The sequence below is a fragment of the Streptomyces sp. NPDC053069 genome, from assembly GCF_044546895.1.
Classification (GTDB): domain Bacteria; phylum Actinomycetota; class Actinomycetes; order Streptomycetales; family Streptomycetaceae; genus Streptomyces.
In genome coordinates this window covers 66,434-88,388 of the sequence record NZ_JBITZN010000015.1, presented here as the reverse complement: position 1 = coordinate 88,388, position 21,955 = coordinate 66,434, and the positions used below count along the sequence as shown (strand labels likewise).

The following is a 21,955-nucleotide window of genomic DNA, read 5'->3' as shown; positions in this document are numbered from 1 at the left end:
CCGGGGGATTCACGCCGGGGTTCAGGAACCGAGGGCGATCAGCCGGCCGACGAGCTCCGCGAAGGGGCCGTCGGCCGGCTCGTCCTTGACCATGGTGCGCAGCAGGTCGGCCATCTCCTCGTCGTAGGCGGCGCTGACGGCGGCCAGCGCGGCGAAGTCGTGCACGAGCTGGAGTTCCAGCTCGGCGCGCGGGACGCGGCGGCCGTCCAGCCAGATCAGTGCCGTCGACTCGGCGAGCGAGATCCATGAGCGCACGACCAGCTCCAGACGCGGCGGCGCGTCGGTGACGCCGAGGTGCGACAGGATCTGTTCGTAGGCGGCCTGCCGCACGGAGTCGATGAGCGCGTTCGTCGCCGAGGAGCCGACCGCCGGGCCGCCGCGCATCAGTGCCGAGAAGCCGGGGCCGTGCTCGTCCACGAAGTCGAAGAAGCGGCGCATCACGCGCAGCAGCCGGGCGCCGAGCGGCCCTTCGTGCGGCTCGCTGAAACGGCCCGCGAGATCCTGCGAGGCACGCTTCAACGCGGCCTCGTAGAGGCTGAGTTTGCCGGGGAAGTAGTGGTAGACCAGCGGGCGTGAGATGCCCGCGGCCGACGCTATCTCGTCGATGGAGACCTCGTCGGGCGAGCGTCGGCTGAACAGGTCGAGGGCGACACCGATCAGCTGCTGCCGCCGCTCCTCGACGCCCATCCTGCGGCGAACCCCGGTACTCATGGGCACACCTTACCGATCGGATACCGGCAAGAGTGATCACATGTCGAGCACCAAACGATCGCTCCTGGACCGGGACACACAGATCAGCATCGAGTCGGGCCGTTCGTCGTCCGTCAGCAGCTCGTCCCGGTGGTCGATCTCGCCCTCCAGCACCCGCTGTTGGCAGGTCCCGCAGAACCCCTGCTCGCAGGAGTAGGCGGTGTCCGGCAGCTCCCTGCGCACGGCCTGCAGCACGGTGGAGCCGACGGGGACGGTCACCGTCCGTCCGCTGCGCCTGAGTTCCACCTCGAACTCCGTGTTGCCGTCGGACGACGTACGGGGCGCGAACCGTTCGAGGCGGACGTCCGGGAAGCGTGCCGCGACCGCCGTCATGAGCCCCTCGGGCCCGCAGCAGTAGAGGGCGGTCCCCTCGCTCACCTCCAGAGCGTCGAGGTCCGGCCTTCCCTCCACGACGGTCACCCGGTCATGGCCCAGCTTCTCGACCTCCTCCAGGAACGGCATCGAGGCCCTGTCGCGCCCCGCGTACAGCAACCGCCACTCGGCGTTCTCCGGCAGGGCCCGCAGCATGGGCAGGACCGGGGTGATGCCGATACCGCCGGCGACGAAGACGTACGCGGGCGCCGCGACCAGGGGGAAACGGTTCCTCGGGCCGCGCACCTCCAGTGCCATGCCCTCGGCGAGCTGCTCGTGCACCTCCCGCGAGCCGCCCCGCCCGTTCTCGACCAGCCGGATCGCGATGGTGTACGAGGAGGTGTCCTCGGGGTCGCCGCACAGCGAGTACTGCCGGACGAGGCCTGACGGCAGGACGAGGTCGAGATGGGCTCCGGGCTCCCAGCGCGGCAGGTCCCGCCCCTCCAGGCGCAGTCGGACGACACCGTCGGCCACCGTCTCGTGCGAGGACACCAGCAGCCGCAGGGCCCGCGAGCGCGGTCGGCCCGAGATGGGCTCCTCCAGCGCGGGCATCGGCCACAGCGGTGAGGCCTGGATGCGGCGGCGCAGGGCCCGCCGGGTCAGCAGGGCGGCGCCCGCGACGAGCACGACATGACGCAGCTTCGGCATCAGGCGGCCCTCTTCTCCGCCGCCGTGGCCGCCGGCGAGGAGGCCAGGTAGGCGATGGCCTGCTCGGTGTCGCCCTCCTGTGAGGGATGGTAGTCGCGGCTGAGATAGCGGGGGATGGACCTGATCATGTCTCCGGTCGCGGGCAGCAGGCCCCGCCTGCCGCGGACGTGGAACTCCCTGAAGGAGGCCTTGCCGCCGACGAGAGTCGGATCGTTCTCCATGAAGAACCGGGCCCCGCGCTGCCACAGGAACACCAGTGCCGAAAAGGCCGTGGCCCAGGTCCGTACGCGCCGGCGGTAGCTGCCGTCGACGTGCATGAACAGCTCGAAGGCGACGGAGCGGTGCTCCACCTCCTCCGCGCCGTGCCAGCGCAGCAGGTCCAGCATGGTCGGATCGGCGCCGCGCCGGTCCAGTTCGTCGGCGTTGAGCACCCAATTGCCGAGGAACGCGGTGTAGTGCTCGATGGCCGCGATGAGCGCGACCCGCTCCATCAGCCACCAGCGGCGCGGCCTGCCCGGCGGCAGCGTCCGGTCGCCGAGCAGCTTCTCGAAGAACCAGTCGACCTGCGCGGTGTACGGCGTCGGATCGAGGCCCTGCTCGCGCAGGTGCGGCAGCACCTCGTCATGGGCCTGGGAGTGCATCGCCTCCTGGCCGATGAACCCGATGACGTCCTCGCGGAGCCGGTCGTCCCGGATGTACGGCAGCACCTGCTTGTACACATGCACGAACCACCGCTCACCGGCGGGCAGCAGCAGGTGCAGCACGTTGATGGTGTGCGTGGTGAGGGGATCTCCCGGCACCCAGTGCAACGGCGTGCCGTCCCAGGAGAAGGACACCTTGCGTGCCTTGAGCGGCACCCGGGCCTGCGTGTTAGACATGGCGTCAATGTACTGGCGGGTAGGGGTGCTGAGAACCCCTGCGGCAGCGCTTGTTTACGCGACTGTCAACAAAGCCCCTCCCCGTGGTGCCTCTCTACCGCAACCCGCTGATCTCCGTGCCGTCGACCAGCGTGCCCTTCAGGTCGGCCCGTGCCCCCTGCTTGGCCCGGGCCACCAGGAACCGGCCCTGTCCGGCGGCGGAGACCCCGCCCCCTGCCTGGATCGTCGCGGTGTCCTTGTCGCCCGCCGCCAGCAGATACCAGTGCCCGGCCGCGGACTTCCACAGCACCCCGGCCAGCACATGGGGGGCACGCGGCCCGCAGGAACGGGCGTCCGTGCCCTTGGCGACCACCGCACCGACCCGTCCGCCCGGCGGGTGGAACTGGGCGAACGCGCCCGTACCGTCGCCGCGCCAGGTCTCGGCCCGGGTGCACACCCAGTCGGCCGCCCCGCTGCCGTCCGGCAGCGGCTGGCCGGCGAACGTCCAGGCGTTGACGCTGCGCACCCCGGCGGAGCGCTCCAGCGACAGTGAGCAGGCGTACGGCGCCCAGGCCCGCAGCCCGGCCGCGCCGGACGCCTCGCCGGCCGCGCCGGGCCGGCCGGCGGTGAGGTGGGCCGGTACCAACTCGCCCAGGTCGGTGCTGAGCTGGGAGCCGGTGGCGCCGGTCAGCTGGAGCACCGGCCAGGAGGTGCAGTTGCCGGGGCGCAGTGCCGGGCTGGCCAGCGGGGCGGTGACGCCGTTGCTGATCGTCAGCGGCGTCGCGGCCGCCTCCGGCTTCATCAGGTCCCGCGAGGCCGCCTTCTTCACCCAGGGCGCGGTCAGATACTGGACGTTGCCGTCCGAGCGGCCCAGCACCAGGGCGCTCGCCTCGGCACCGGTCGCGCCGTCGGCACGGGCGAGGTCGAGGGCCGCGCCCTGGGTGCCGTCGACCGGCTCGGCGTAACGGGCGATGCGCAGACCGTCGTAGAGCATCACCACGCGGGCATTGTCGACCTGGCCCGCGTACAGCAGCTGGGGCGGACCGGCCGGGCCGCCGGTGTCGGTGCCGGGAGTCGCCGAGACATGGACGGTCTCGCCGGGGCGGGCCCATACGGCGAGGGCGCGGCGCAGCAGGGCCGTGTCGCCGGTGAGCGGGCCGCGCGCGGGCCACACCGAGAAGTCGCTACGGGCGGCGGACTCCCAGGTGATGGGGGAGACCCGGATCAGCCTGCCGGGGTCGAGGGCGGCCTCGGCGGCCGGATTCCCGGCGTAGGCGGGTGCGGCGGCGCCGTCCGGGCCCCAGCCGCCGCGGGGCAGGGCGACCAGCGCCCCGCACACCGCGAGCGCCGCGGCGGCCGCCAGCGCGGCCTTGGTGTGCTGGCGGCGGCGCATCAGATCGGTGGGCCGGGCCTGGAGCAGACAGGGGTCGAACTCGGGGGAGGAGAGCAGCGCGGGCTGGGTCGGCAGGCCGTTGGCGTCGGCCAGCGCGCCGCCCGGGTCGTCGACCCCGGCGGCCGTGAGGACCGTACGGATGTCGGCGTCGGACAGCTCCTCCAGGCCCCGCAGCACATAGGCGGCGCGGGCCGGGCCGGACAGGGCGGACAGCCGCTGGTCCAGGGCCAGTTCGTCGGCGCCGCCCGAGCGCGGGAACAGTTTCAGACCCCACACCTGGGGCAGCAGCGGCGGCAGCTGGGAGAGCCGGGGCAGGCCCTTGCGGGGGCGGGCCGCCTCCAGGGCCGCCCGCAGGACGCGCTCCCGCAGGAAGGCGTACCCCAGGTCGCCCTCGCGGCCGGAGGTCTGGGCCGGGATCGTGCACTGCTGCCCGCGGCCCGGGGGCAGGGAGCGCTGGGCGAGGGCGTGTGCGGTCAGCACCCGGCGGCTGCGGCCGAGGCCCGGTGGCAGCACCAGGTAGGCGATCCGGACCAGCCGGGGATAGTGCTCGACGAGCGCGGCCTCGGCCTGTTCGAGGCCGACCGGTCCGGTCTCGTCGGCGGAGGCGGGTGCGTGACGCTGGGCTACATCCTGTGACTGCACGTCCGGAAGAACGAACGAGCCGGAAGGTTGGTCACCCCCGGATGGGTGATTCACCCTTCCGGGGGTGGCCTGTCCGTCCCGCGCCCCGATTGAGCGCCCGGCGGCCCGCAGCCGTATCCGAAGGAGCTGAGGCATGCTTGGCCGACCGGGACCGGAGGAACAGATGAGGCTGACACGTACGGTGCTCTGCGCGGCGGCGGTACTCGCGCTGGCGGGCTGCGGCTCGGGCGGGGACACCAAGGCGGTCCCGCCCGCCGCGACGGGCAGCCTGGAGAGCCTGGCCGCCGAGGTGAAGTGCAAGCCGAACATGCAGACCGACGCCGACGAGATCCGCCAGGCCATCTGCAAGAACGGCGACGGCAGGTTCATCCTCGCCACCTTCGCCACCGACCGCGGCCAGCGCGAGTGGATCAACGACGCGAAGGACTACGGCGGCTACTACCTCGTCGGCCGCAAGTGGGTCGCCGTCGGCGACGACGGGGTCGTCAAGGCGCTGCGCGGCACGCTCGGCGGAGACGTCGAGATCGGCACCGACCACCACGCGCACCACGGCTGAGAGCCCGGTCCTTCCGGGAGCGGACACGGCGGAGGCCGGTGACGGGAGGGGGGTCCGTCACCGGCCTCGTTCATGGCCCGGGTCAGATGGTCAGCGCATGGTCACGCGCAGTTCTGGCCGCGGTTGATGCAGTCGGCGATGCGGTTCGCCAGGCCGCCGGTCGTGACGCTGATGAAGTCGTCGTGGTCGGTGGCCGGCTTGTGGAGCTGCTCCGGGAAGCCGTCCACCGCGTAGGCGTTCTTCACCTGGCCGTTCTGGACGACCGGCGGGGTGATGTTGTAGACCAGACGCATCGTCAGCTGCGGGATCGCCTTGAAGCCGTTCGGGCAGACACCGCTCGCGGGGTCCGCGAAGGCGACGTGCGTACGGTGGTTGGCGCTGTCGATGTTCTGCCCGTCCCAGCAGCTCTGGAAGGCGAACGTACGCACCACCTTGCTGCCCTGCGGGCAGATCGGGTACTGCTGCGTCAGCTGGACCTTGTTCTCGAAGCCGGTGCAGCTCCAGTGCGCGTTGGCGTTCGCCAGACCGTTGGTGGTGGTCTTGGCGTCACCGGTGATGATGCGCAGGAACTGCGGCATCGCGACGACCTTGCTCGCCGGGCTGCCCACGTACTTGATCTGGGCCTGCACCGGAGTCAGGATCTTGCCGACGTTGCCTTCCTTGCCACCGCCGTCGGCGTTCTGGTCGAAGTCCTGGCTGCCGTCCTGGACCCGGACCACCGGCCAGTAGTACGACGACAGGTCGTTCCGGTTCTGGCAGCTGGTGCCGCCCTGCAGGAACGTCTGGTTGCTGGAGAAGGCGTTGACCTTCTGGTTGCCGACGTAGTCGTGCAGGTGGTGCGCGCCGTTGGTCACGCCGGGCGCCACGATGACGTTGTCGGTGTTGTGGTTCTTGTTGGCGTTGACACCGCAGCGCGTGGTGAACGTACCGGTCGAGGCGTTGCCCTGCCGGCGCGGCTTGCCCTGGACGTTCGGCGCGACCTTGGTGATGTCGACGAAGTCGGCCGCGACCGGGCCGTTGCCGGCCTGCCCGCCGATGTTCTGCGCGTTGCCCTGCTGGCCGTTGTTGCCCTGCTGCTGGCCGCCGTTCTGCTGTTGCTGGCCGCCGTTCTGCTGCTGGCCGCCGGTGTTCTGCTGCTGGCCACCGGTGTTCCCCCCAGCGGTGGTCTGGTTGGCGGTCTGCGTCGTACAGGCGGCGAGCTGCTTGAGCGAGTTGTCGAAGGAACCGCCGACGCGCTGGATGTCGATCCGGATCCGGTCGATCGTCGCCGCCCGCTTCTCCTTGAGGGGGCCGACGATCGCGTTCTGCACGAAGCTCGGATCCTTGGCCTGCGCGTCCCGGGTGGAGGCGAGCCGGTTGTAGGCCTCGGTGACCTGCCGGTCGAGGTTCGCCAGCTCGGTCGCCACGCCCTGACGGGCCCGCCAGGGCACGTTCGTCAGCTTCTGCTGGACGTCCGGGCAGGAGACCGTCGCGACCTGCGCCGTCGCGGCCTTCGTCTGATTGCCTCCCCACATCTGGTTGTTCGACTCGTGCGCCGAGGCATAGAAGTTCGCCCAGATCAGCCCGCCCCCACCGAGCGCTAGGGCCGCCGATGCGGCAATGGCCTTGGTGGCCAGCGGCGTACGGCGTTTTCGTGTGTTGCGTCCCATGGAACTCCTCTGACTTCCTTGCGGGGCAGCATCGAGGCGCCCGACAGGAGTGAAGCGGCGTCCTTCCATACGGACGCCGCCCCAGAGGTGTTCACCGGTCTCACAAATTCCTCCCAGGAACACAGGAGTTGGCAGGTCGGCGGTCCCTGTCGGGTTGCCGAAGACGTTGGAGGTGTGCGGGGATGTACCGGAGGGCGACGACCAGGAGCGCGGCGGCCGGTCGCCCCGGGGCCCACGCGCGGGTCATTCGCCCGAAGACCCGTCTTCCGGGGTGGTGCCGGGTACACCCCCCGCCCCGGCCAGCGCCCGCGCCTCCACCTCCGGATCGACACCCTTGACCGTCCGGTCCGGCTGCATCGGGGCCACGCCGCCGATCTCCGTCAGCCACCGCCAGGTGTCCGCGACGGTCTCCGCGGCGGGCCGGCACACCAGCCCGGTGGCCAGCGCACGGGACACGTCGGTGCGGTGCGCGCAGGCGTACAGCTCGGTGTCCGGCGGCACCCACACCGGCAGCCCGGTCCACGGTTCGATGCCGGCGGCCAGGACCGCCTCCGGGTCGGTCCAGCGCAGCTCGGCGTCCGCACCGGTGACCTGGACACACAGGTCGAGCAGCTCGCCCATGGTGCTGTGCCCCGGGGGGCCGATCAGGTCGTACGGCCCGCTCAGCGACTGTGCCACCGCGCCGAGCAGCCAGCCGGCCAGGTCCCGGACGTCGATGAACTGCACCGGCAGCTCACGCGGCCCCGGGGCCAGCACCGGGCCGCCCCGGGCGATCCGGGTCAGCCACCACGGCAGCCGGCCGACGTTCTCGTGCGGGCCGAGGATCAGCCCGGCCCGCACCAGCAGCGAGTCCTGCGCACCGAAGACCTCCAGGGCGGCCAGCTCCCCGCCCCGCTTGTCCTGGGGGTACGCGGTCTGCTCCGCGTCGGCGAAGGCACCCTCGACCAGCGGCCCGAGCTCGGCCTCACCGCCCAGCGAAGGCCAGGGCCAGGCGTACACGGACCGGCTGGACACGTACACGTACCGCGCGGCACGGCCCCGCAGCAGCCGCGCCGCCGCGAGCACCGCACGGGGCCCGGCCGACCAGGTGTCGACCACGGCGTCCCAGGTGCCCGTGTCCGCGGCGAGCGCGGCCAGGCCGTCGGGGGCGGTGCGGTCGCCGTGCAACGACCGTACACCGGGCGGGGGTTGGTGGCGTCCCCGATGGAAGACGGTCACCTCCCAGCCGCGCCCCAGCGCCGCCTCCACGACGGCCCGTCCCACGAACTCCGTACCGCCCAGCACCAGAAGTCTCATACCGGTGATCATGCCCGCTCGGGTCGTGCGCCGGTACCGGGCTCTGCCGAGGGCAGAGCCGGAGTCAGCGGGCGGCCGGCGGCGTGTACTTGTAGCCGACCCGGCGCACCGTCTGGATCGACTGACGGTGCTCGGCGCCCAGCTTGCGGCGCAGCCGCGCGATGTGCACGTCGACGGTGCGGCCGTCCCCGACATGGCCGTAGCCCCACACCGTGGTGACCAGCTGGTCGCGGGTGTGCACCCGGTGCGGATGGGCCACCAGGTGCGCCAGCAGCTCGAACTCCAGGTAGGTCAGGTCGAGTACACGGCCGTCGACGCTGGCGGTGCGCTGCACGGAGTCGATCCGCACCCTCGGCTCGGCGTCCGTGTCCACGGCCGGCTCCGGCTGGTCCGGCACCGCGACCGGCAGGAACGGCGGCTGCTGGTCGGCCGGGACCAGCACCAGGTAGCCGACCATCGGCGGCCGGCCGGGCAGGGTGGGCAGGGTGTGCTGCGGCGCGGGCAGCCAGGTGGCGCCCGGCGGCAGGAAGTCCGCGACGTCGACCACCTCGTCCCGGTCGACGGCGCGCAGCCGGTGCCGGGCGGGGGCGGCGAGGGCGGGGGTGGAGGAGAGAGAACGAGTGGTCGCCATGAGAGGTCAGCTCTTTCGCGCGAGAGGTTCGTCGGTTGATGCGACGGCCGCGATTCGTGGTCGGGCGCGCCGGGGACGTACGTCGTTCCGCGCTGGCCGAAGGCCGGGGGTTACGGCTTTAGAGGGCCCGCGCGTTCATCACGCGGCAACACACCCGGTCGAAGTCGTGGTGCTGACGGGAAGGCCAGAAGGGCTCGAGGTCATGGCGACCCGTCGCGGAGATCTTCTGGAAGCTGGCCATGCGCCCATTGAAGCAGACACCGGCGCCGGGCAGGACCCTCCTCTCACTGCTTGGACGCTTCCTTGGTGCGAAGTTGACGTTGCGTGGATTGCCGTGCCCCGCACAAGGCCCTGATCGCGGGCCTGCCCGCCGTTCGCCCGTCCGAAATGCCGTCTCGGTATGCGGACGCGGCCGGCTCAGTCGAGCACGCTCGCCGTCGCCAGCAGCTCCCGCACGGCGGACCGCAGGACGTAGTCCGGGTGCGGGTCGCCCGTCACGAACAGGTCGTGGGCGGCACGGCGGGCCGACTCGGCGACCTTGCGCAGCGGGTCCACGGCGAACCGGGGCAGCAGGCCGATCGCGATCAGTGCCGGCAGGGCGGGCGGCTCGAAGGGGGGCCAGTGGTCGTCCGCGACCAGCCACCGGGCGAGCGGCTCCACCGTGTCCTCGGTCCTGCCCGTGATACGCCACACGGTGAGTGCCGCCCGGCCCCGGCGGCCGGCCGTGTGCCCCTGTGCCAGCCATGGCTCGACGAGCGGCAGCAACGGCGCGGCGTCCGGCCCCAGTTCTCCCGCCTGCGCGAGCGCTTCCGTGGTCTCCTCCGCGAGTTGCGCACCGAGGAGAGCGAGCGCGGGCTCCGGATCGCCGGTCACCCGGTGGTACGCCAGCGCGGCGGCCGTCGACACCGGGGAGTCGGCGTCCCCGGCCGCCGCCCGCAGTGCCTGCGTGCCGACGGCACCGGCGGCAGGGCCGAGCGCGCCGAGGACGGCGACCGCGCCGCCGGATCCGCCGGTGCGTTCCGCCACCAGCGCGGCGAGTCCGGCCAGGGCCTGCGAGGCCGCCTCGGGGTACCGTGCCAGCACGGTGACCAGCTGCGGCGGGGCCGCGTCGAGCCGCGCGGCCACGGCCCGGGCCACGGGCAGCGCCCCCGCCCCGCACACGTCCGCCACCGCGGTGACGGCACGGACGGTGCCGTCCAGGCCGGGTGCCTCCGCGATCAGCCGCACCGCTTCCGGTACGACTCCGGCCGCACCGGTGCGGGCCAGCACGGTGAGCGCCGCCGCCCGCACCTCCGGGTCGTCCGCGACCAGGTACGGCAGCACCCGCTCCCGCACGCGGGGGCGGGCCTGCGCCGGCAGTGCGCAGGCCGTCCGGGCCAGCCGGTACAACTCCCAGGGTGTGCCGCCGAGTTCCGCCAGGACCCACGGCAGCACCTCCGCCTCGCGGTCCCGCCAGCGCTCGGTGATCTCATGGGCGAGCGGCACGCCCTGGGCGAGGGCCCGCAGGGCCGCTTCCGGGTCCTCCTCCAGGAGCCGGTCGGTGAACGGGCGGTAGGGGGGCGGCCAGTACCCGGTCCCGCGGTCGTGCGGGTCGGCCGTGTACGCCCGCGCGCAGACGTCGACCAGCTCTGCGGGCAGCGGCAGATCGGCGGTGCGCAGCAGGTCCTCGGCGGCGGCGAGCCGTACCCGGGGCCCGGGGTCGGACAGCAGACCGTGCCGCCAGCCGCCGTCACCCGCCTCCAGCAGCGCCAGCGCGGTCACCACACGCCCGCGCACCTCGGCGTCGGGCTCCGTGTCGAGCCGGGCGCGCAGCAGGGGGAGCAGCGGCAGGGCGTGGGGATGGCCGAGGCACGCGATCAGCAGCACCATGGCGTCCCGGACGTCCGGGTCGGGGGCGTGTGCGAGGTGCAGCAGGGACGGCAGCGCCTCCGCCACGGCCCGCCGTGCGGCGGCGCGTTCGGCGGGTTTTCCGGATCCGTCCGCGATGCCGGCGATCAGCCCGAGCAGCTGCGGCCGGTGGCCGGGGCCGTGGAGGGTGAGCCGGGCGAGGTGGGGGACGGCGGCGGCCGAGGCGTCGTAGATGTCCCCCTGGTGGCACAGGGCGGAGAACAGGTCGTGCGAGGCCTCCTCGCGTACGCCGGTGTCCTCGGACTCCATCGCCCGCAGCAGGCCGGGGATGTCGTCGGCCGGGCCGTACGCGTGCGAGAGCTTCCCCCAGTCGGTCTCCGCGTCGATCTCCATGACAGCGCACGATAGGACAGGGCGCGACACGCAGCAGGGGCGCCCACCGTTGCGGCGGGCGCCCCTGTGCGAAGCGGGACGGATCAGACCTGGCCGGCCTTCTCCAGCGCGGAGCAGCAGGTGTCCACCAGCAGGCGGGTCACCACGTACGGGTCGACGTTGGCGTTCGGGCGGCGGTCCTCGATGTAGCCCTTGCCGTCCTTCTCGACCTGCCACGGGATACGGACCGAGGCACCGCGGTCGGAGACGCCGTAGGAGTACTTGTCCCACGGGGCGGTCTCGTGCAGGCCCGTCAGGCGCTCGTCGATGCCGGCGCCGTAGTTCTTGACGTGGTCCAGCGGCTTGGAGCCCTCGCCGAGCGACTCGCAGGCGGTGATGATCGCGTCGTAGCCCTCGCGCATCGCCTTGGTGGAGAAGTTGGTGTGCGCGCCCGCGCCGTTCCAGTCGCCCTTGACCGGCTTGGGGTCCAGGGTCGCGGAGACGCCGAAGTCCTCGGCGGTGCGGTACAGCAGCCAGCGGGCCACCCACAGCTGGTCGGAGACCTCCAGCGGGGAGACCGGTCCGACCTGGAACTCCCACTGGCCGGGCATGACCTCGGCGTTGATGCCCGAGATGGCGAGACCCGCCTTCAGGCAGTTGTCCAGGTGGGCCTCGACGATCTCACGGCCGAAGATCTCGTCGGCGCCGACACCGCAGTAGTAGCCGCCCTGCGGGGCCGGGAAGCCGCCCTCGGGGAAGCCCAGCGGACGGGAACCGTCGAAGAAGGTGTACTCCTGCTCGATGCCGAAGATCGGCTCCTGCGCGGCGAACCGCTCGGCGACCTCGGCCAGCGCGGCCCGCGTGTTGGACCGGTGCGGGGTCATGTCGATGTCGAGGACCTCGCACAGCACCAGGATGTCGTCGCCGCCGCGGATCGGGTCCGGGCAGGTGAAGACCGGCTTGAGCACGCGGTCCGAGGAGTGGCCCTCGGCCTGGTTGGTGGAGGAGCCGTCGAAGCCCCAGATCGGCAGCGCGTCGAGACCGGCCGGGGCACCCGTGATGATCTTCGTCTTGGAACGGAGCTTGGCCGTCGGCGCGGTGCCGTCGATCCAGATGTACTCAGCCTTGAAGGTCACGGGGCCACATCCTTAGGGGTAAGTCGGGCGCACTCGTCGTCGCGGGTGCTGCGGCGCTGCGGCACTGGGGCGCCGCTCGATCTGCCCGGCAGCCTGTCAACAGGCCATTTCCCGACCATTGCCCCTATGTGAACCCCGTGTTACCTGGTGGTTTTGTGTCGCGGCTCACCTTGTGAGGCGCCGACGGGTGAGGTATGTGTGCCCGCCGCCGCCGCTTCCCGCACCCCGTCGAGGAACTCCCGGACGGCGGCCCGCCGTTGGCCGACGTGGCCGCGCAGCAGCTCCACCGACCGCTCGATCAGCGGCCCAAGAACGCCCGGCCGAGCGGGAGGCGCTGACGGTCGCCACCGGGCCGCCGGGCTGAGCCGGATCCGGCGGTTGTGTGCGGTCGACGTGGTCGGCGCGCCGGGGCCGAGTGGTCGGGCCGGCGACCGCCACCCCCGCACGGTCGCCGACCTGACAGCCTGGCTGCACGCGGTCCCGGGCGGCCCGGGCGCCGACTCGGCCGGCCTGGACGGCCACTCGTACGGCGGGCCGGATCGCCGTGCACCACGCCCTGCGCGCGCCCGCGCGGGTGCGCCGCCTGTTCCTCCTGGACCCGGTCCACTGCTTCGCCGGGTCCAAGGCGGCGTACCTGCTCCACGCCCTGCCGATGCTGCTGCGGCCCGCGCGGTGCCGGGTCCGCGTGTTCGCGGAGTGGGAGGGAGACCGGGGAGTGTTCCGGTCGCCAGGCCCCCTCCGGCACCGGACGCGCTGCGGGCACGGGGTGCCGGTCCTGCTGTTCGTGGCCGCGAACAGCAGGACCCATGACCCCGGTGAGGTGGCGAGCCGGACCCGCCGCCTCACCACGTTTCTGTCCGGTCCCCGAGCCTCACCCCACCTTCTCGATGACCGCGTGGCGGATGAGGAACTTGCCGGGCTCCCGGACCTGTTCGAAGGCCGCGTTGTTGAGCAGGACGCAGCTGCCGGACACCGAGGTGACCTTCACCGTCGTGGACTTGTTGTTGTCCAGGTTGGTGACCTTCAAAGTGGTCCCGGCCGGGAACTGGCCGCTGGACGCGGCCGGGGCGCCGCCCTCGCCGGAGAGCGTGACCGTGGAGCCCTTGCAGACCTGCTGGCCCGAGCCCGCCGCGGCACCACCGGCGTTTGCGTCACCGGCGGCGGACTGCGAGGGCTGTGCCGACTGCTGGGCGTCACCGGCCTGCTGGCCGGCACCCTGCTGCTGTCCCGCGCCGTTGCCGCCCTGCGCCGCCTGGGAGCCCTGAGCCGACTCCCCAACGGTGCATCCGGCGGCCTTCTGCTGGACCTCGATCTGCTTGATGACCGCCTCACGGTTGGCGATCCGGGCTGCCGACTGCGCGTCCGGATGGGCCTTCTGGTCCGCGATGAACCGGTCGTTGTTGCCATGGGCCGTGGCCAGCCCCTGGCAGACGTTCGAGTCCCCGGCGGACAGCGTCTTGGCGTTGTGCGCGGGCGGCGCGGCGTTGGACGTCGTGGCCAGCGCGAAGGCCCCGCCGCCCGCCACCGCCGCGGCGCTGACGAGCAGCGCGATCTTCTTCTTCGTACCGAGAGTTCTCCTGCGCGACATGCGCGCCTCCTGAAGAGGTAGGGGAGCGTACGCCGCTATGTACGAGATACCGAACGAGGTTACTCAGCGGTTTCAGGAGATGCTGAAGTGGCCTCCGTCACAGGGGAGTTGAGCGCCGCTCAACTCTTGTTGTGCTCCAGGGCCTCCCGTACCGCCTCCTCGGAGCGGGCCACCACGGCCGTTCCGTCGTCGGCGGTGATGATCGGGCGCTGGATGAGCCTGGGATGCTCGGCGAGCGCGGAGATCCACCGCTCCCGCGCGCTCGCGTCCCGCGCCCACTCCTTGAGCCCCAGCTCCTTGGCCTCGGCCTCCTGGGTGCGGGTGATGTCCCAGGGCTCCAGGTTCAGCCGGTCGAGTACGGCCCTGATCTCGTCCTCGCTCGGCACGTCCTCCAGATAGCGGCGGACGGTGTACTCGGCCCCCTCGGCGTCGAGCAGACTGATGGCGCTGCGGCACTTGGAGCAGGCCGGATTGATCCAGATTTCCATGCGGCACACGGTACTCGGCCTCGACTCTGTTCGAATTTCTGACGTCTCGGCAGTCCCTCCTCGACCGCCTGTCACACACCCGGATTTCCTTTCCCACCTGGGCATTTGGCCGCTGTCGCGGAACTCCGATTGTCAGTGGCCGCCGGTAGACTGGAAGCAGTGTTCGAGGGCATCGCCGGACTGTCCGGCCGGTGCCCTGCCCGCGACAGGAGGATGCCTGTGCCCGCTGCCGCCCTGAAGCCGAAGCCGTTGCCCACCCAGTCCACCGTCCAGCGCCCCGTGCTGTTCGACTCGCCCTACGAGCCCGTGATCAAGCGGCCGCTGCCGGCCGGACGGCCGCGCGAGTGGTACGTCAGCCACAACCGCCGTCTGAAGGCCATGCGGCTGGCCATAGCCCTGCTCGACTCCGGGATCTACCAGCCGGCCCAGGCCCGCGACGACAGGATCCGCAGCACGGCGGAGGAGATCGGCATGCGCCCGCCCTCCGACACCACGTGCCGCATGGTCCGGGCGTTCATGCGCTACAGCCGCTGACGCCGGCGCCGGGTGCCTCCGCGCGTCCTCGGGGGTGCCCGGCGAAGCCGGAACAGCGAGCGGGAGTGCCCGCAGCCCTGCTGTCCGCCGAGACCACTCACCGGCGCCGTCACGCACTCCCGCCGGTCCTTGGTGTGCTCCCGGGACCACGGGCCCAGCCGATGGCCTGCCACCGCCTGCTCGAACTGTCGCGGACCCGTTCGCCGCGAAGTCGTGGGCGAGTGTGGAGAGTTCACTCATGGGGTCGTGCACTCACACAGGGCCCCCGCCGGGCGGAAAACCGGATGCGGTCGCCGCCACGGCCTCCCTACGCTGAACAAACGGCACGAAGCCGACACACTCCACCCCCGCCACACTCACCCCACGGAGGTCCGTCATGCGTGGCATCGTCGCGTCCGGGACCGTCGTCCTGGTGATCCTCGGAATCGGAAACCACCTGTGGTGGCTCGCCGCCGTCGCGCTGCTGTATCTGTACGCGACGCACGGACGCGGGTCGCCCGGCACCCCCACACCGCCTGCCGGAGCGGGCGCCCCGCCCCTGCCCGACAGCTACCGGGCCTACCGCGAGCGCCGGGACCGGCAGGCGAAGTGGGAGCGCCGCTACCGTCGTGAGCGCCCCTTCGAGACCCGCCGGCAGCAGCGCGAGAAGAGCCGGTGAGAGCGGTGAGCCAGGGCGTCCCCGGTCACAGACCGGGGGCGCCCCACACCGGGAACCAGCGGCCGAGATCCTGCTCGATCCGCAGATCGTTCGTGAGCGTCGCCTTCACCTGGAGTTCGAGCGCCCCGTCCCGCCGCTGCGCGGCACCGGGCAGCGGGGCGAACGGGTAGAAGGTGCCCCGTTTGTAGAGGTAGACCAGCGCCAGCTTGCGGCCGGTGTCGTCCGTGAAGGCGGCCAGCGAGCACAGCAGCTGCGGACCGAAGCCGTTGACCTCCATCGCGCTGTTCACCGCGTGCAGGTCGTTGACCAGCTCCGGCAGCTGGTCGGGCGAGCGCTGCGAGACCAGCCAGGAGTAGCCGTACTCGTCCCGGCGCAGCTCCACCGGCGCGCTTCTCCCGCTCTCGGCTTCGCCGGAGCCGGGGGACCCCCACCGGCCGGTGTCCGCGTCGAGCAGCGCCTGCACCTCCCGGTGGGTCTGCTCGAAGGCCGCGCCCTCCACCGTGGCGAAACACACCGCCCCGGTTCCGGTCGGGGTGAAACCGGCCGCGGCCTGCAGGGTCACGGCCGCCGAGGGCAGCGCGAAGAGCTGGTCCAGATCGGGCGCGACCGGTTTCGTACGGCCCAGCAGGATGTCCAGCAGCCCCAACGCTCAGCCCGCCTTCCCCGGTGCGGCGGCCCCGCCCAGCTCCGCCGAGATCCGGCCCAGCTGTTCGAGCCGCTGCTCCAGGGTGGGGTGTGTGGAGAAGAACCGCTCGATGCCGGGTTCCCTGCCGGTCGCCGGGGTGAAGTAGAAGGCATTGAAGGCCTGGGCGGTGCGCAGGTCCTTGGTCGGGATCCGGGCGATGTCCCCGGAGACCTTGGTGAGCGCCGAGGCAAGGGCCGACGGGCGGCCGGTGAGATGCGCGGCCGCGCGGTCGGCCGCCAGCTCCCGGTACCGGGACAGGGCCCGGATCAGCAGGAAGCTGATCGCGTACACCGCGGCGGAGACGCCCATGATCGCGGCGAAGACGGCGGCGGTGTTCTGGTCCCTGCGGCCCCCGCCGAAGACCTGCGAGTAGAACGCGAACCGCACGATCAGGCCCGCCAGCACACCGAGGAAGGACGCGACCGTGATCACGGCGACGTCCTTGTGCGCCACGTGCGACAGCTCGTGCGCGAGCACGCCCTCCAGCTCGGCCGGCTCCAGCCGGCGCAGCAGTCCCGTGGTCACGCAGACCACCGCGTGGTCGGGGTTCCGGCCGGTCGCGAAGGCATTAGGCATGTCCATGTCGGACACCGCGACCACCGGCTTGGGCATGTCCGCGAGTCCGCACAGCCGGTCGATCACCGCGTGCAGCTCGGGGTACTCCTCGCGCTCCACGACCCGCCCGTGCATCGCGAACATGGCGATCCGGTCGGAGAACCAGAACTGCGCCACGAACATCGCCCCGACCACCACGACGACCAGCACCCAGGACTTCAGCAGCGCGATCAGCGCGGCGACGAAGCCCACGTACAGCAGCCCGAGCAGGAACAGCGTGAGTCCCATGCGCACGGTCAGCCGTCGGTCGCTCCGGAAGCGGCTCTGCATCTTGCATCACCCCGCAGTCAGGCACTCGTCCCGCTGTCCAGTGTGCACCTGCCGATTGCCATGAAGGGGTTCCGAACGGCCCCAGGAGCGGCAAAGCGCGCGACCGGTGCCGCGATCAGTACGACGAGCCGAACTGCACCAGGCCTATGAGCACCATGACCGCGATCACGCAGCCGAGGACCATGGCCGTCGACGCCCACGACGTCCGGCGCGGCACCGGGTCGGGGTCGGCGCGGAAGGGCGCCGGATTCGGCGGGTTCTCCTTCCAGCGTGCGGCGAGCATCCGCGCCCGGGCCGAGGGCTCCTTGTGCTCGGCGGAATTCGCCCAGCGGTGATCGAACTCCCGCTCCCAGTCCTCGTTCTCCGTCATCCCCGTTCAACCTCTCTCGTCGGACAGAGCCAGGGGGATGATCCCCCGAGAGTAGGAAGCATGGGAAGCGGCAAAGGTTGCCCGGGATGCCGGGTGGCCGCCGGACGGCTAGCATTTACGGGAGAGCCGCACCGCGGGGTGCCCACCTGGTCTGCCCCTGCTTCCCCTACTCGTGCGGCATCCCCCACGACCGCGCCGGACTCTTCACTCCGAGGTCGCGGCCCATCCCGTCTCGTGCCCGAGAAGGCCGCACGAGGGGTGGAAGGAAGGTGGATCCATGAATGCACATCGCGCGAGGCGTCTCGCCGCAGTGTCCGCCATCGGTGTTCTGATGGCCGGCGGAGCCGCGATCAGCACGGCAGGCACCGCGTCGGCAGCCACCCCGGCCCAGGTCACCACCAACCGTGGCTGCTTCCACGGTGGCTGGGACTGCGGTTTCAACAACCGCTTCGGCTTCAACAACGGCTTCTTCGGCTTCAACAACGGGTTCGGGTTCGGCAGCGTGCCCGTGGTCGTCGTCGTGGTGTGACCACGGCGGAGGGCGAAACGGCCGAGGGCCGCCACCCGGAGCGATTCCGGGTGGCGGCCCTCAGTCACGAACCGCGCGGGGCGGCCCGATCACACGTCGAAGTACAGCTCGAACTCGTGCGGGTGCGGACGAAGCTGCAGCGGCGCGATCTCGTTGGTGCGCTTGAAGTCGATCCACGTCTCGATCAGGTCCGACGTGAACACGTCGCCCTGGAGGAGGAACTCGTGGTCGGCCTCCAGCGCGTCGAGGACGGCGTTCAGCGAGGTCGGGACCTGGGCGACGTTCGCGTGCTCCTCGGGAGCCAGCTCGTACAGGTCCTTGTCGATCGGCTCGGCCGGCTCGATCTTGTTCTTGATGCCGTCCAGACCCGCCAGCAGCAGGGCCGAGAAGGCCAGGTACGGGTTGCCGGAGGAGTCCGGGGCGCGGAACTCGACGCGCTTGGCCTTCGGGTTCGAGCCGGTGATCGGGATACGCATCGCAGCGGAGCGGTTGCGCTGCGAGTACACCAGGTTGATCGGCGCCTCGAAGCCCGGCACCAGACGGTGGTACGAGTTCACCGTCGGGTTGGTGAAGGCCAGCAGCGACGGGGCGTGCTTGAGGATGCCGCCGATGTAGTAGCGGGCGGTGTCCGACAGGCCCGCGTAACCGGCCTCGTCGTAGAACAGCGGGTCGCCGTTGCTCCACAGCGACTGGTGGACGTGCATGCCCGAGCCGTTGTCGCCGAAGATCGGCTTCGGCATGAAGGTCGCGGTCTTGCCGTTGCGCCAGGCCACGTTCTTCACGATGTACTTGAAGAGCTGCAGGTCGTCGGCGGCGGCCAGCAGGGTGTTGAACTTGTAGTTGATCTCGGCCTGGCCGGCGGTGCCGACCTCGTGGTGCTGGCGCTCGACCTTCAGGCCGGACTTCTCCAGCTCCAGGGAGATCTCGGCACGCAGGTCGGCGAAGTGGTCGACCGGCGCGACCGGGAAGTAGCCGCCCTTGTAGCGGACCTTGTAACCACGGTTGTTCTCCACCGCACCGGTGTTCCAGGCGCCCGCCTCGGAGTCGATGTGGTAGAAGGACTCGTTCGCGCTGGTCGCGAAGCGCACCGAGTCGAAGACGTAGAACTCGGCCTCGGGACCGAAGTACGCGGTGTCCGCGATACCGGTCGAGGCGAGGTAGGCCTCGGCCTTCTTCGCCACGTTGCGCGGGTCACGGGAGTACTGCTCGCCCGTGATCGGGTCGTGGATGAAGAAGTTGATGTTGAGGGTCTTGTCCCGGCGGAACGGGTCGACACGAGCGGTGGACAGGTCGGCACGCAGAGCCATGTCGGACTCGTGAATGGCCTGGAAACCACGGATCGACGATCCGTCGAAGGCCAGCTCCTCATCCGGGTCGAACGCCTCAACGGGCACCGTGAAGTGCTGCATGACGCCCGGCAGGTCGCAGAAGCGGACGTCGACGAACTTGACGTCCTCGTCCGCGATGAACTTCTTGGCCTCGTCGGCGTTCTGGAACATCCAGCTCCTCCTACTCCCGACCGTCCTCGCCGGGGTGGTAGATCGTTCGTGCGGCCAGTGCGGTGGCACACGCTGGTCTCGACCCTAGGGACGGGTGATTTCTCGGGCGTGACCCGTTTGTTTCGCAGAAGTTAATCGGCCACGGTTCCACCCTAGCCCCGGGACACCCCGCCGTACCCCGGTCATTTCGGGCGCAGTACCGTGGTCGGGTGGACAACAGGCAAGCACTCGGATCGTGGCTCTCCGGGCCCCGCGCGGCCATGGAAGAGGCCGGTGCCGACTTCGGTTACCGGGGCGAGCAGCTCGGTCTGCCCGAGGAGGGGCCGAACTCGATCGCCCGGCCCGGCCGGCGCGTGGGCGCGCTCGCCGTGGACTGGGGGCTGAGCGTCCTGATCGCATACGGCCTGATCACCCACGGCTACAAGGTCCCCGCGACGAGTAACTGGGCGCTCGGGGTCTTCCTGGTGATGAGTGTGCTGACCGTCGGCACGATCGGCTTCACGCCGGGTAAGCGGCTCTTCGGCATCCGGGTGGTGGCCCTGGAGACGGGCACGGTCAGCCCGCTGCGGGGCATGCTCCGCACGGTCTTGCTGTGTCTTGCCATTCCGGCGCTGGTCTGGGACCGGGATGGGCGGGGCCTGCACGATCGGCTCGCGAAGACGGTGGAAGTGCGGGTCTGAGCCGGGGCCGCCCTGCTGTCTGCCGGGTGCGGGTGCGTCGTGGTCGCTCGCGCAGTTCCCCGCGCCCCCAGGGGGTGCGGTCGCCGCAGGCTCGCAGCGCGCCGTGGCTGCGGCCGAGCCACGCCGGCGGCACCTCGCAAGCGCCGAGTCGCGCGCCCCGTCCCCGCCGGCCCGGCCCAGGCACCCGGATCGGGTCAGCCCCGCCGCAGCAGCGCCCCCAGTACCTTGCGCAGCGCCGCCTCCGGGTCCGGTGCCGCGTCCATCGCCCGCCACGCCACGAACCCGTCCGGCCGCACCAGCACCGCCCCCTCGGCCGTCGTACCGTGCGCCCCTGCCCAGTCGCCGTCCGGGCCGTCGTACGTCAGCTCGGCCTCCGCACCGGCACCGCCGATCCGGTGCGCCTCGAACCGTACCCCGTCCGTCTCGGCGATGCGCAGCGCAGCCGCCCGCCAGGCCGCCCCCGCTCGCGTCGAAGCGTCACTCAGCAGCACCAGTGACCGCTCGTACAGATCGAGCGTGGAGATCCGCTCGCCCGCGCGGCGCAGCCACATGTGCGGGGCCCGGCTGCCCGGTTCCCCGGCCAGGCGCAGCGCGTCCGGTACGACCGGCTGGTCCGGGTCGGCGCCCACGACGGCACCCTGCGGGTAGCGGTAGCCGAGGACCACGTTGAGGATGCCACCGCGCTTGCCGCCGCCGATGCCGGGCGCGGGGGCGAAGCCGGGGTGGCTGTGTTCCACGGAGCGGGCCGAGGCCCGGGCACTGGTGGCGAGGGCGACGGGCCGGCGCTCGGTGTCGTAGGTGTCCAGCAGCCCGGGACCGGCCCAGCCGTCGAGGACGGCGGACAGCTTCCAGGCCAGGTTGTGGGCGTCCTGGATCCCGGTGTTGGAGCCGAACGCCCCGGTCGGGGACATCTCGTGGGCGGAGTCGCCGGCGAGCAGCACCCGGTCGTGCCGGTAGCGTTCTGCGACGCGTTCGGCGGCGCGCCAGGACGCCTTGCCGGTGACCTCGACGTCGAGGTCGGGGACGCCGACGGCCCGGCGGATGTGCCGGGTGAGCCGCTCCTCGGTGAACTCCTCCAGGGTCTCACCGTGTTCCGGGTGCCAGGGGGCGTGGAAGACCCAGCGTTCCTTGTTGTCGACCGGCAGCAGGGCGCCGTCGGCCTCGGGGTCGGTGAGGTAGCAGCAGATGAAGCGGCGGTCGCCGACCACGTCGGCGAGGAGTTTGGAGCGGAAGGTGACGCTGACGTTCGCGAACAGGTCGCCGGGGCCGCTCTGCCCGATGCCGAGCCGGTTCCGGACGGGGCTGCGCGGGCCGTCGGCCGCGACCAGGTAGTCCGCGCGGACGGTGTAGAGGCCGTCGCTGTCGCGGTCCCGGACGTAGGCCGTCACTCCTTCGGCGTCCTGGGCGAAGGACTCCAGCTCGTGGAAGTACCTGAGGTCGCCGCCCAGGGCGCGGGCCCCGTCCAGGAGCACCGGTTCCAGGTCGTTCTGGCTGCACAGACACCAGCTGGTGGGGCTGAACCGGGCCAGCCCCCCGCCGGGATCGATCTCCCGGAACAGCCACTCGCCGGCGTCCCCGGCCAGCGTCGGGGTCTGCAGGATGCCGTGGTTGTCCGCGAGGAGCGACGCCGCCGTCTTGATGTCCGGTTCGATGCCGGCCACCCGGAACAGCTCCATCGTCCGCACGTTGTTGCCGCGGCCGCGCGGGTGGATCGAGGTCCCGGAGTGCCGCTCGACCAGCATGTGGCGGACGCCTAGACGGCCCAGGAACAGGGACAGGGACAGGCCCACCAGCGAGCCGCCCACGACAAGGACGGGCACGTGGTGATCGGCTTTGTGCTGCATCGACGACTCCAGAGGCAGGGGCGGGGGTGTGGGGCAGCTAGGGCC

21 protein-coding genes are annotated in these 21,955 nt (G+C 71.7%); 5 read left to right on the top strand and 16 right to left on the bottom strand.

Annotated elements, in window-relative coordinates; translation table 11 throughout:
* Window positions 1–21: 21 nt before the first annotated feature.
* The 4 genes from ACIGXP_RS30255 to ACIGXP_RS30240 form a co-directional block, all read right to left on the bottom strand.
* The gene (locus tag ACIGXP_RS30255) at window positions 22–711 is read right to left on the bottom strand and encodes a TetR/AcrR family transcriptional regulator (protein ID WP_363216814.1); all 690 of its coding nucleotides are present in this window, start codon (window positions 709–711) and stop codon (window positions 22–24) included.
* Between the two features lie 36 nt (window positions 712–747).
* Window positions 748–1,770 (bottom strand): PDR/VanB family oxidoreductase, encoded by a 1,023-nt coding sequence (locus ACIGXP_RS30250; RefSeq protein WP_399773675.1) that lies wholly within the window; start codon window positions 1,768–1,770, stop codon window positions 748–750.
* Window positions 1,770–2,648: a metal-dependent hydrolase gene (locus tag ACIGXP_RS30245; RefSeq protein WP_399773672.1), complete on the bottom strand. Its 879-nt coding sequence runs from the start codon at window positions 2,646–2,648 to the stop codon at window positions 1,770–1,772. Before ACIGXP_RS30245 ends, ACIGXP_RS30250 begins: the two co-directional genes overlap by 1 nt.
* A 94-nt stretch (window positions 2,649–2,742) precedes the next feature.
* Window positions 2,743–4,662, bottom strand: a complete 1,920-nt coding sequence (locus ACIGXP_RS30240; RefSeq protein WP_399773670.1) for a hypothetical protein — start codon at window positions 4,660–4,662, stop codon at window positions 2,743–2,745.
* A 163-nt stretch (window positions 4,663–4,825) separates the two neighbouring features.
* Between ACIGXP_RS30240 and ACIGXP_RS30235 the strand changes: the two genes are divergently transcribed.
* A complete protein-coding gene (locus tag ACIGXP_RS30235; protein WP_363216810.1) occupies window positions 4,826–5,218 on the top strand; it encodes a hypothetical protein in 393 nt (130 codons plus the stop codon).
* A gap of 101 nt (window positions 5,219–5,319) precedes the next feature.
* Here the strand turns inward: ACIGXP_RS30235 and ACIGXP_RS30230 are convergent, their stop codons facing one another.
* From ACIGXP_RS30230 to ACIGXP_RS30200, 7 genes are all read right to left on the bottom strand, one after another.
* Complete coding sequence (locus ACIGXP_RS30230; RefSeq protein WP_363216809.1) at window positions 5,320–6,867, bottom strand: DUF1996 domain-containing protein; 1,548 nt, start codon at window positions 6,865–6,867, stop codon at window positions 5,320–5,322.
* Between the two features lie 243 nt (window positions 6,868–7,110).
* Window positions 7,111–8,163, bottom strand: a complete 1,053-nt coding sequence (locus tag ACIGXP_RS30225) for an NAD-dependent epimerase/dehydratase family protein (RefSeq protein WP_399773666.1) — start codon at window positions 8,161–8,163, stop codon at window positions 7,111–7,113.
* 64 nt (window positions 8,164–8,227) lie between these two features.
* Window positions 8,228–8,794, bottom strand: coding sequence for a winged helix-turn-helix domain-containing protein (locus tag ACIGXP_RS30220; RefSeq protein WP_399773664.1), 567 nt, complete (start codon window positions 8,792–8,794; stop codon window positions 8,228–8,230).
* A gap of 417 nt (window positions 8,795–9,211) precedes the next feature.
* Complete coding sequence (locus ACIGXP_RS30215; RefSeq protein WP_399773660.1) at window positions 9,212–11,035, bottom strand: hypothetical protein; 1,824 nt, start codon at window positions 11,033–11,035, stop codon at window positions 9,212–9,214.
* An 83-nt stretch (window positions 11,036–11,118) separates the two neighbouring features.
* Window positions 11,119–12,150, bottom strand: a complete 1,032-nt coding sequence (glnII, locus tag ACIGXP_RS30210; RefSeq protein ID WP_363216804.1) for a glutamine synthetase — start codon at window positions 12,148–12,150, stop codon at window positions 11,119–11,121.
* 871 nt (window positions 12,151–13,021) lie between these two features.
* Window positions 13,022–13,738, bottom strand: a complete 717-nt coding sequence (locus tag ACIGXP_RS30205; RefSeq protein ID WP_399773656.1) for a hypothetical protein — start codon at window positions 13,736–13,738, stop codon at window positions 13,022–13,024.
* Between the two features lie 119 nt (window positions 13,739–13,857).
* Window positions 13,858–14,226: an arsenate reductase family protein gene (locus ACIGXP_RS30200; RefSeq protein ID WP_399773654.1), complete on the bottom strand. Its 369-nt coding sequence runs from the start codon at window positions 14,224–14,226 to the stop codon at window positions 13,858–13,860.
* A 219-nt stretch (window positions 14,227–14,445) separates the two neighbouring features.
* Between ACIGXP_RS30200 and ACIGXP_RS30195 the strand changes: the two genes are divergently transcribed.
* Both ACIGXP_RS30195 and ACIGXP_RS30190 read left to right on the top strand, forming a co-directional pair.
* Window positions 14,446–14,760, top strand: a complete 315-nt coding sequence (locus tag ACIGXP_RS30195) for a hypothetical protein (RefSeq protein WP_363216800.1) — start codon at window positions 14,446–14,448, stop codon at window positions 14,758–14,760.
* A 376-nt stretch (window positions 14,761–15,136) separates the two neighbouring features.
* Window positions 15,137–15,418: a hypothetical protein gene (locus tag ACIGXP_RS30190; RefSeq protein WP_363216799.1), complete on the top strand. Its 282-nt coding sequence runs from the start codon at window positions 15,137–15,139 to the stop codon at window positions 15,416–15,418.
* A gap of 25 nt (window positions 15,419–15,443) precedes the next feature.
* Here ACIGXP_RS30190 and ACIGXP_RS30185 read toward each other — a convergent pair whose 3' ends face one another.
* From ACIGXP_RS30185 to ACIGXP_RS30175, 3 genes are all read right to left on the bottom strand, one after another.
* Window positions 15,444–16,064: a hypothetical protein gene (locus tag ACIGXP_RS30185; RefSeq protein WP_363218071.1), complete on the bottom strand. Its 621-nt coding sequence runs from the start codon at window positions 16,062–16,064 to the stop codon at window positions 15,444–15,446.
* A gap of 3 nt (window positions 16,065–16,067) precedes the next feature.
* The gene (htpX, locus tag ACIGXP_RS30180; protein WP_399773649.1) at window positions 16,068–16,988 is read right to left on the bottom strand and encodes a zinc metalloprotease HtpX; all 921 of its coding nucleotides are present in this window, start codon (window positions 16,986–16,988) and stop codon (window positions 16,068–16,070) included.
* Between the two features lie 115 nt (window positions 16,989–17,103).
* Entirely contained in the window at window positions 17,104–17,358 is a 255-nt protein-coding gene (locus tag ACIGXP_RS30175) for a hypothetical protein (RefSeq protein WP_363218069.1), read from the bottom strand.
* Window positions 17,359–17,635: 277 nt separating this feature from the next.
* Here ACIGXP_RS30175 and ACIGXP_RS30170 point away from each other — a divergent pair, with 277 nt between their 5' ends.
* The gene (locus ACIGXP_RS30170) at window positions 17,636–17,887 is read left to right on the top strand and encodes a hypothetical protein (RefSeq protein WP_363218068.1); all 252 of its coding nucleotides are present in this window, start codon (window positions 17,636–17,638) and stop codon (window positions 17,885–17,887) included.
* 89 nt (window positions 17,888–17,976) lie between these two features.
* Here the strand turns inward: ACIGXP_RS30170 and glnA are convergent, their stop codons facing one another.
* Window positions 17,977–19,386 (bottom strand): type I glutamate--ammonia ligase, encoded by a 1,410-nt coding sequence (gene glnA, locus ACIGXP_RS30165; RefSeq protein WP_385845075.1) that lies wholly within the window; start codon window positions 19,384–19,386, stop codon window positions 17,977–17,979.
* 209 nt (window positions 19,387–19,595) lie between these two features.
* On the opposite strand from glnA, the gene ACIGXP_RS30160 reads away from it, so the two are divergent.
* Entirely contained in the window at window positions 19,596–20,066 is a 471-nt protein-coding gene (locus ACIGXP_RS30160) for an RDD family protein (RefSeq protein ID WP_363218067.1), read from the top strand.
* Between the two features lie 194 nt (window positions 20,067–20,260).
* Here ACIGXP_RS30160 and ACIGXP_RS30155 read toward each other — a convergent pair whose 3' ends face one another.
* Window positions 20,261–21,910, bottom strand: coding sequence for an FAD-dependent oxidoreductase (locus ACIGXP_RS30155; RefSeq protein WP_399773644.1), 1,650 nt, complete (start codon window positions 21,908–21,910; stop codon window positions 20,261–20,263).
* Window positions 21,911–21,955 lie beyond the last annotated feature (45 nt).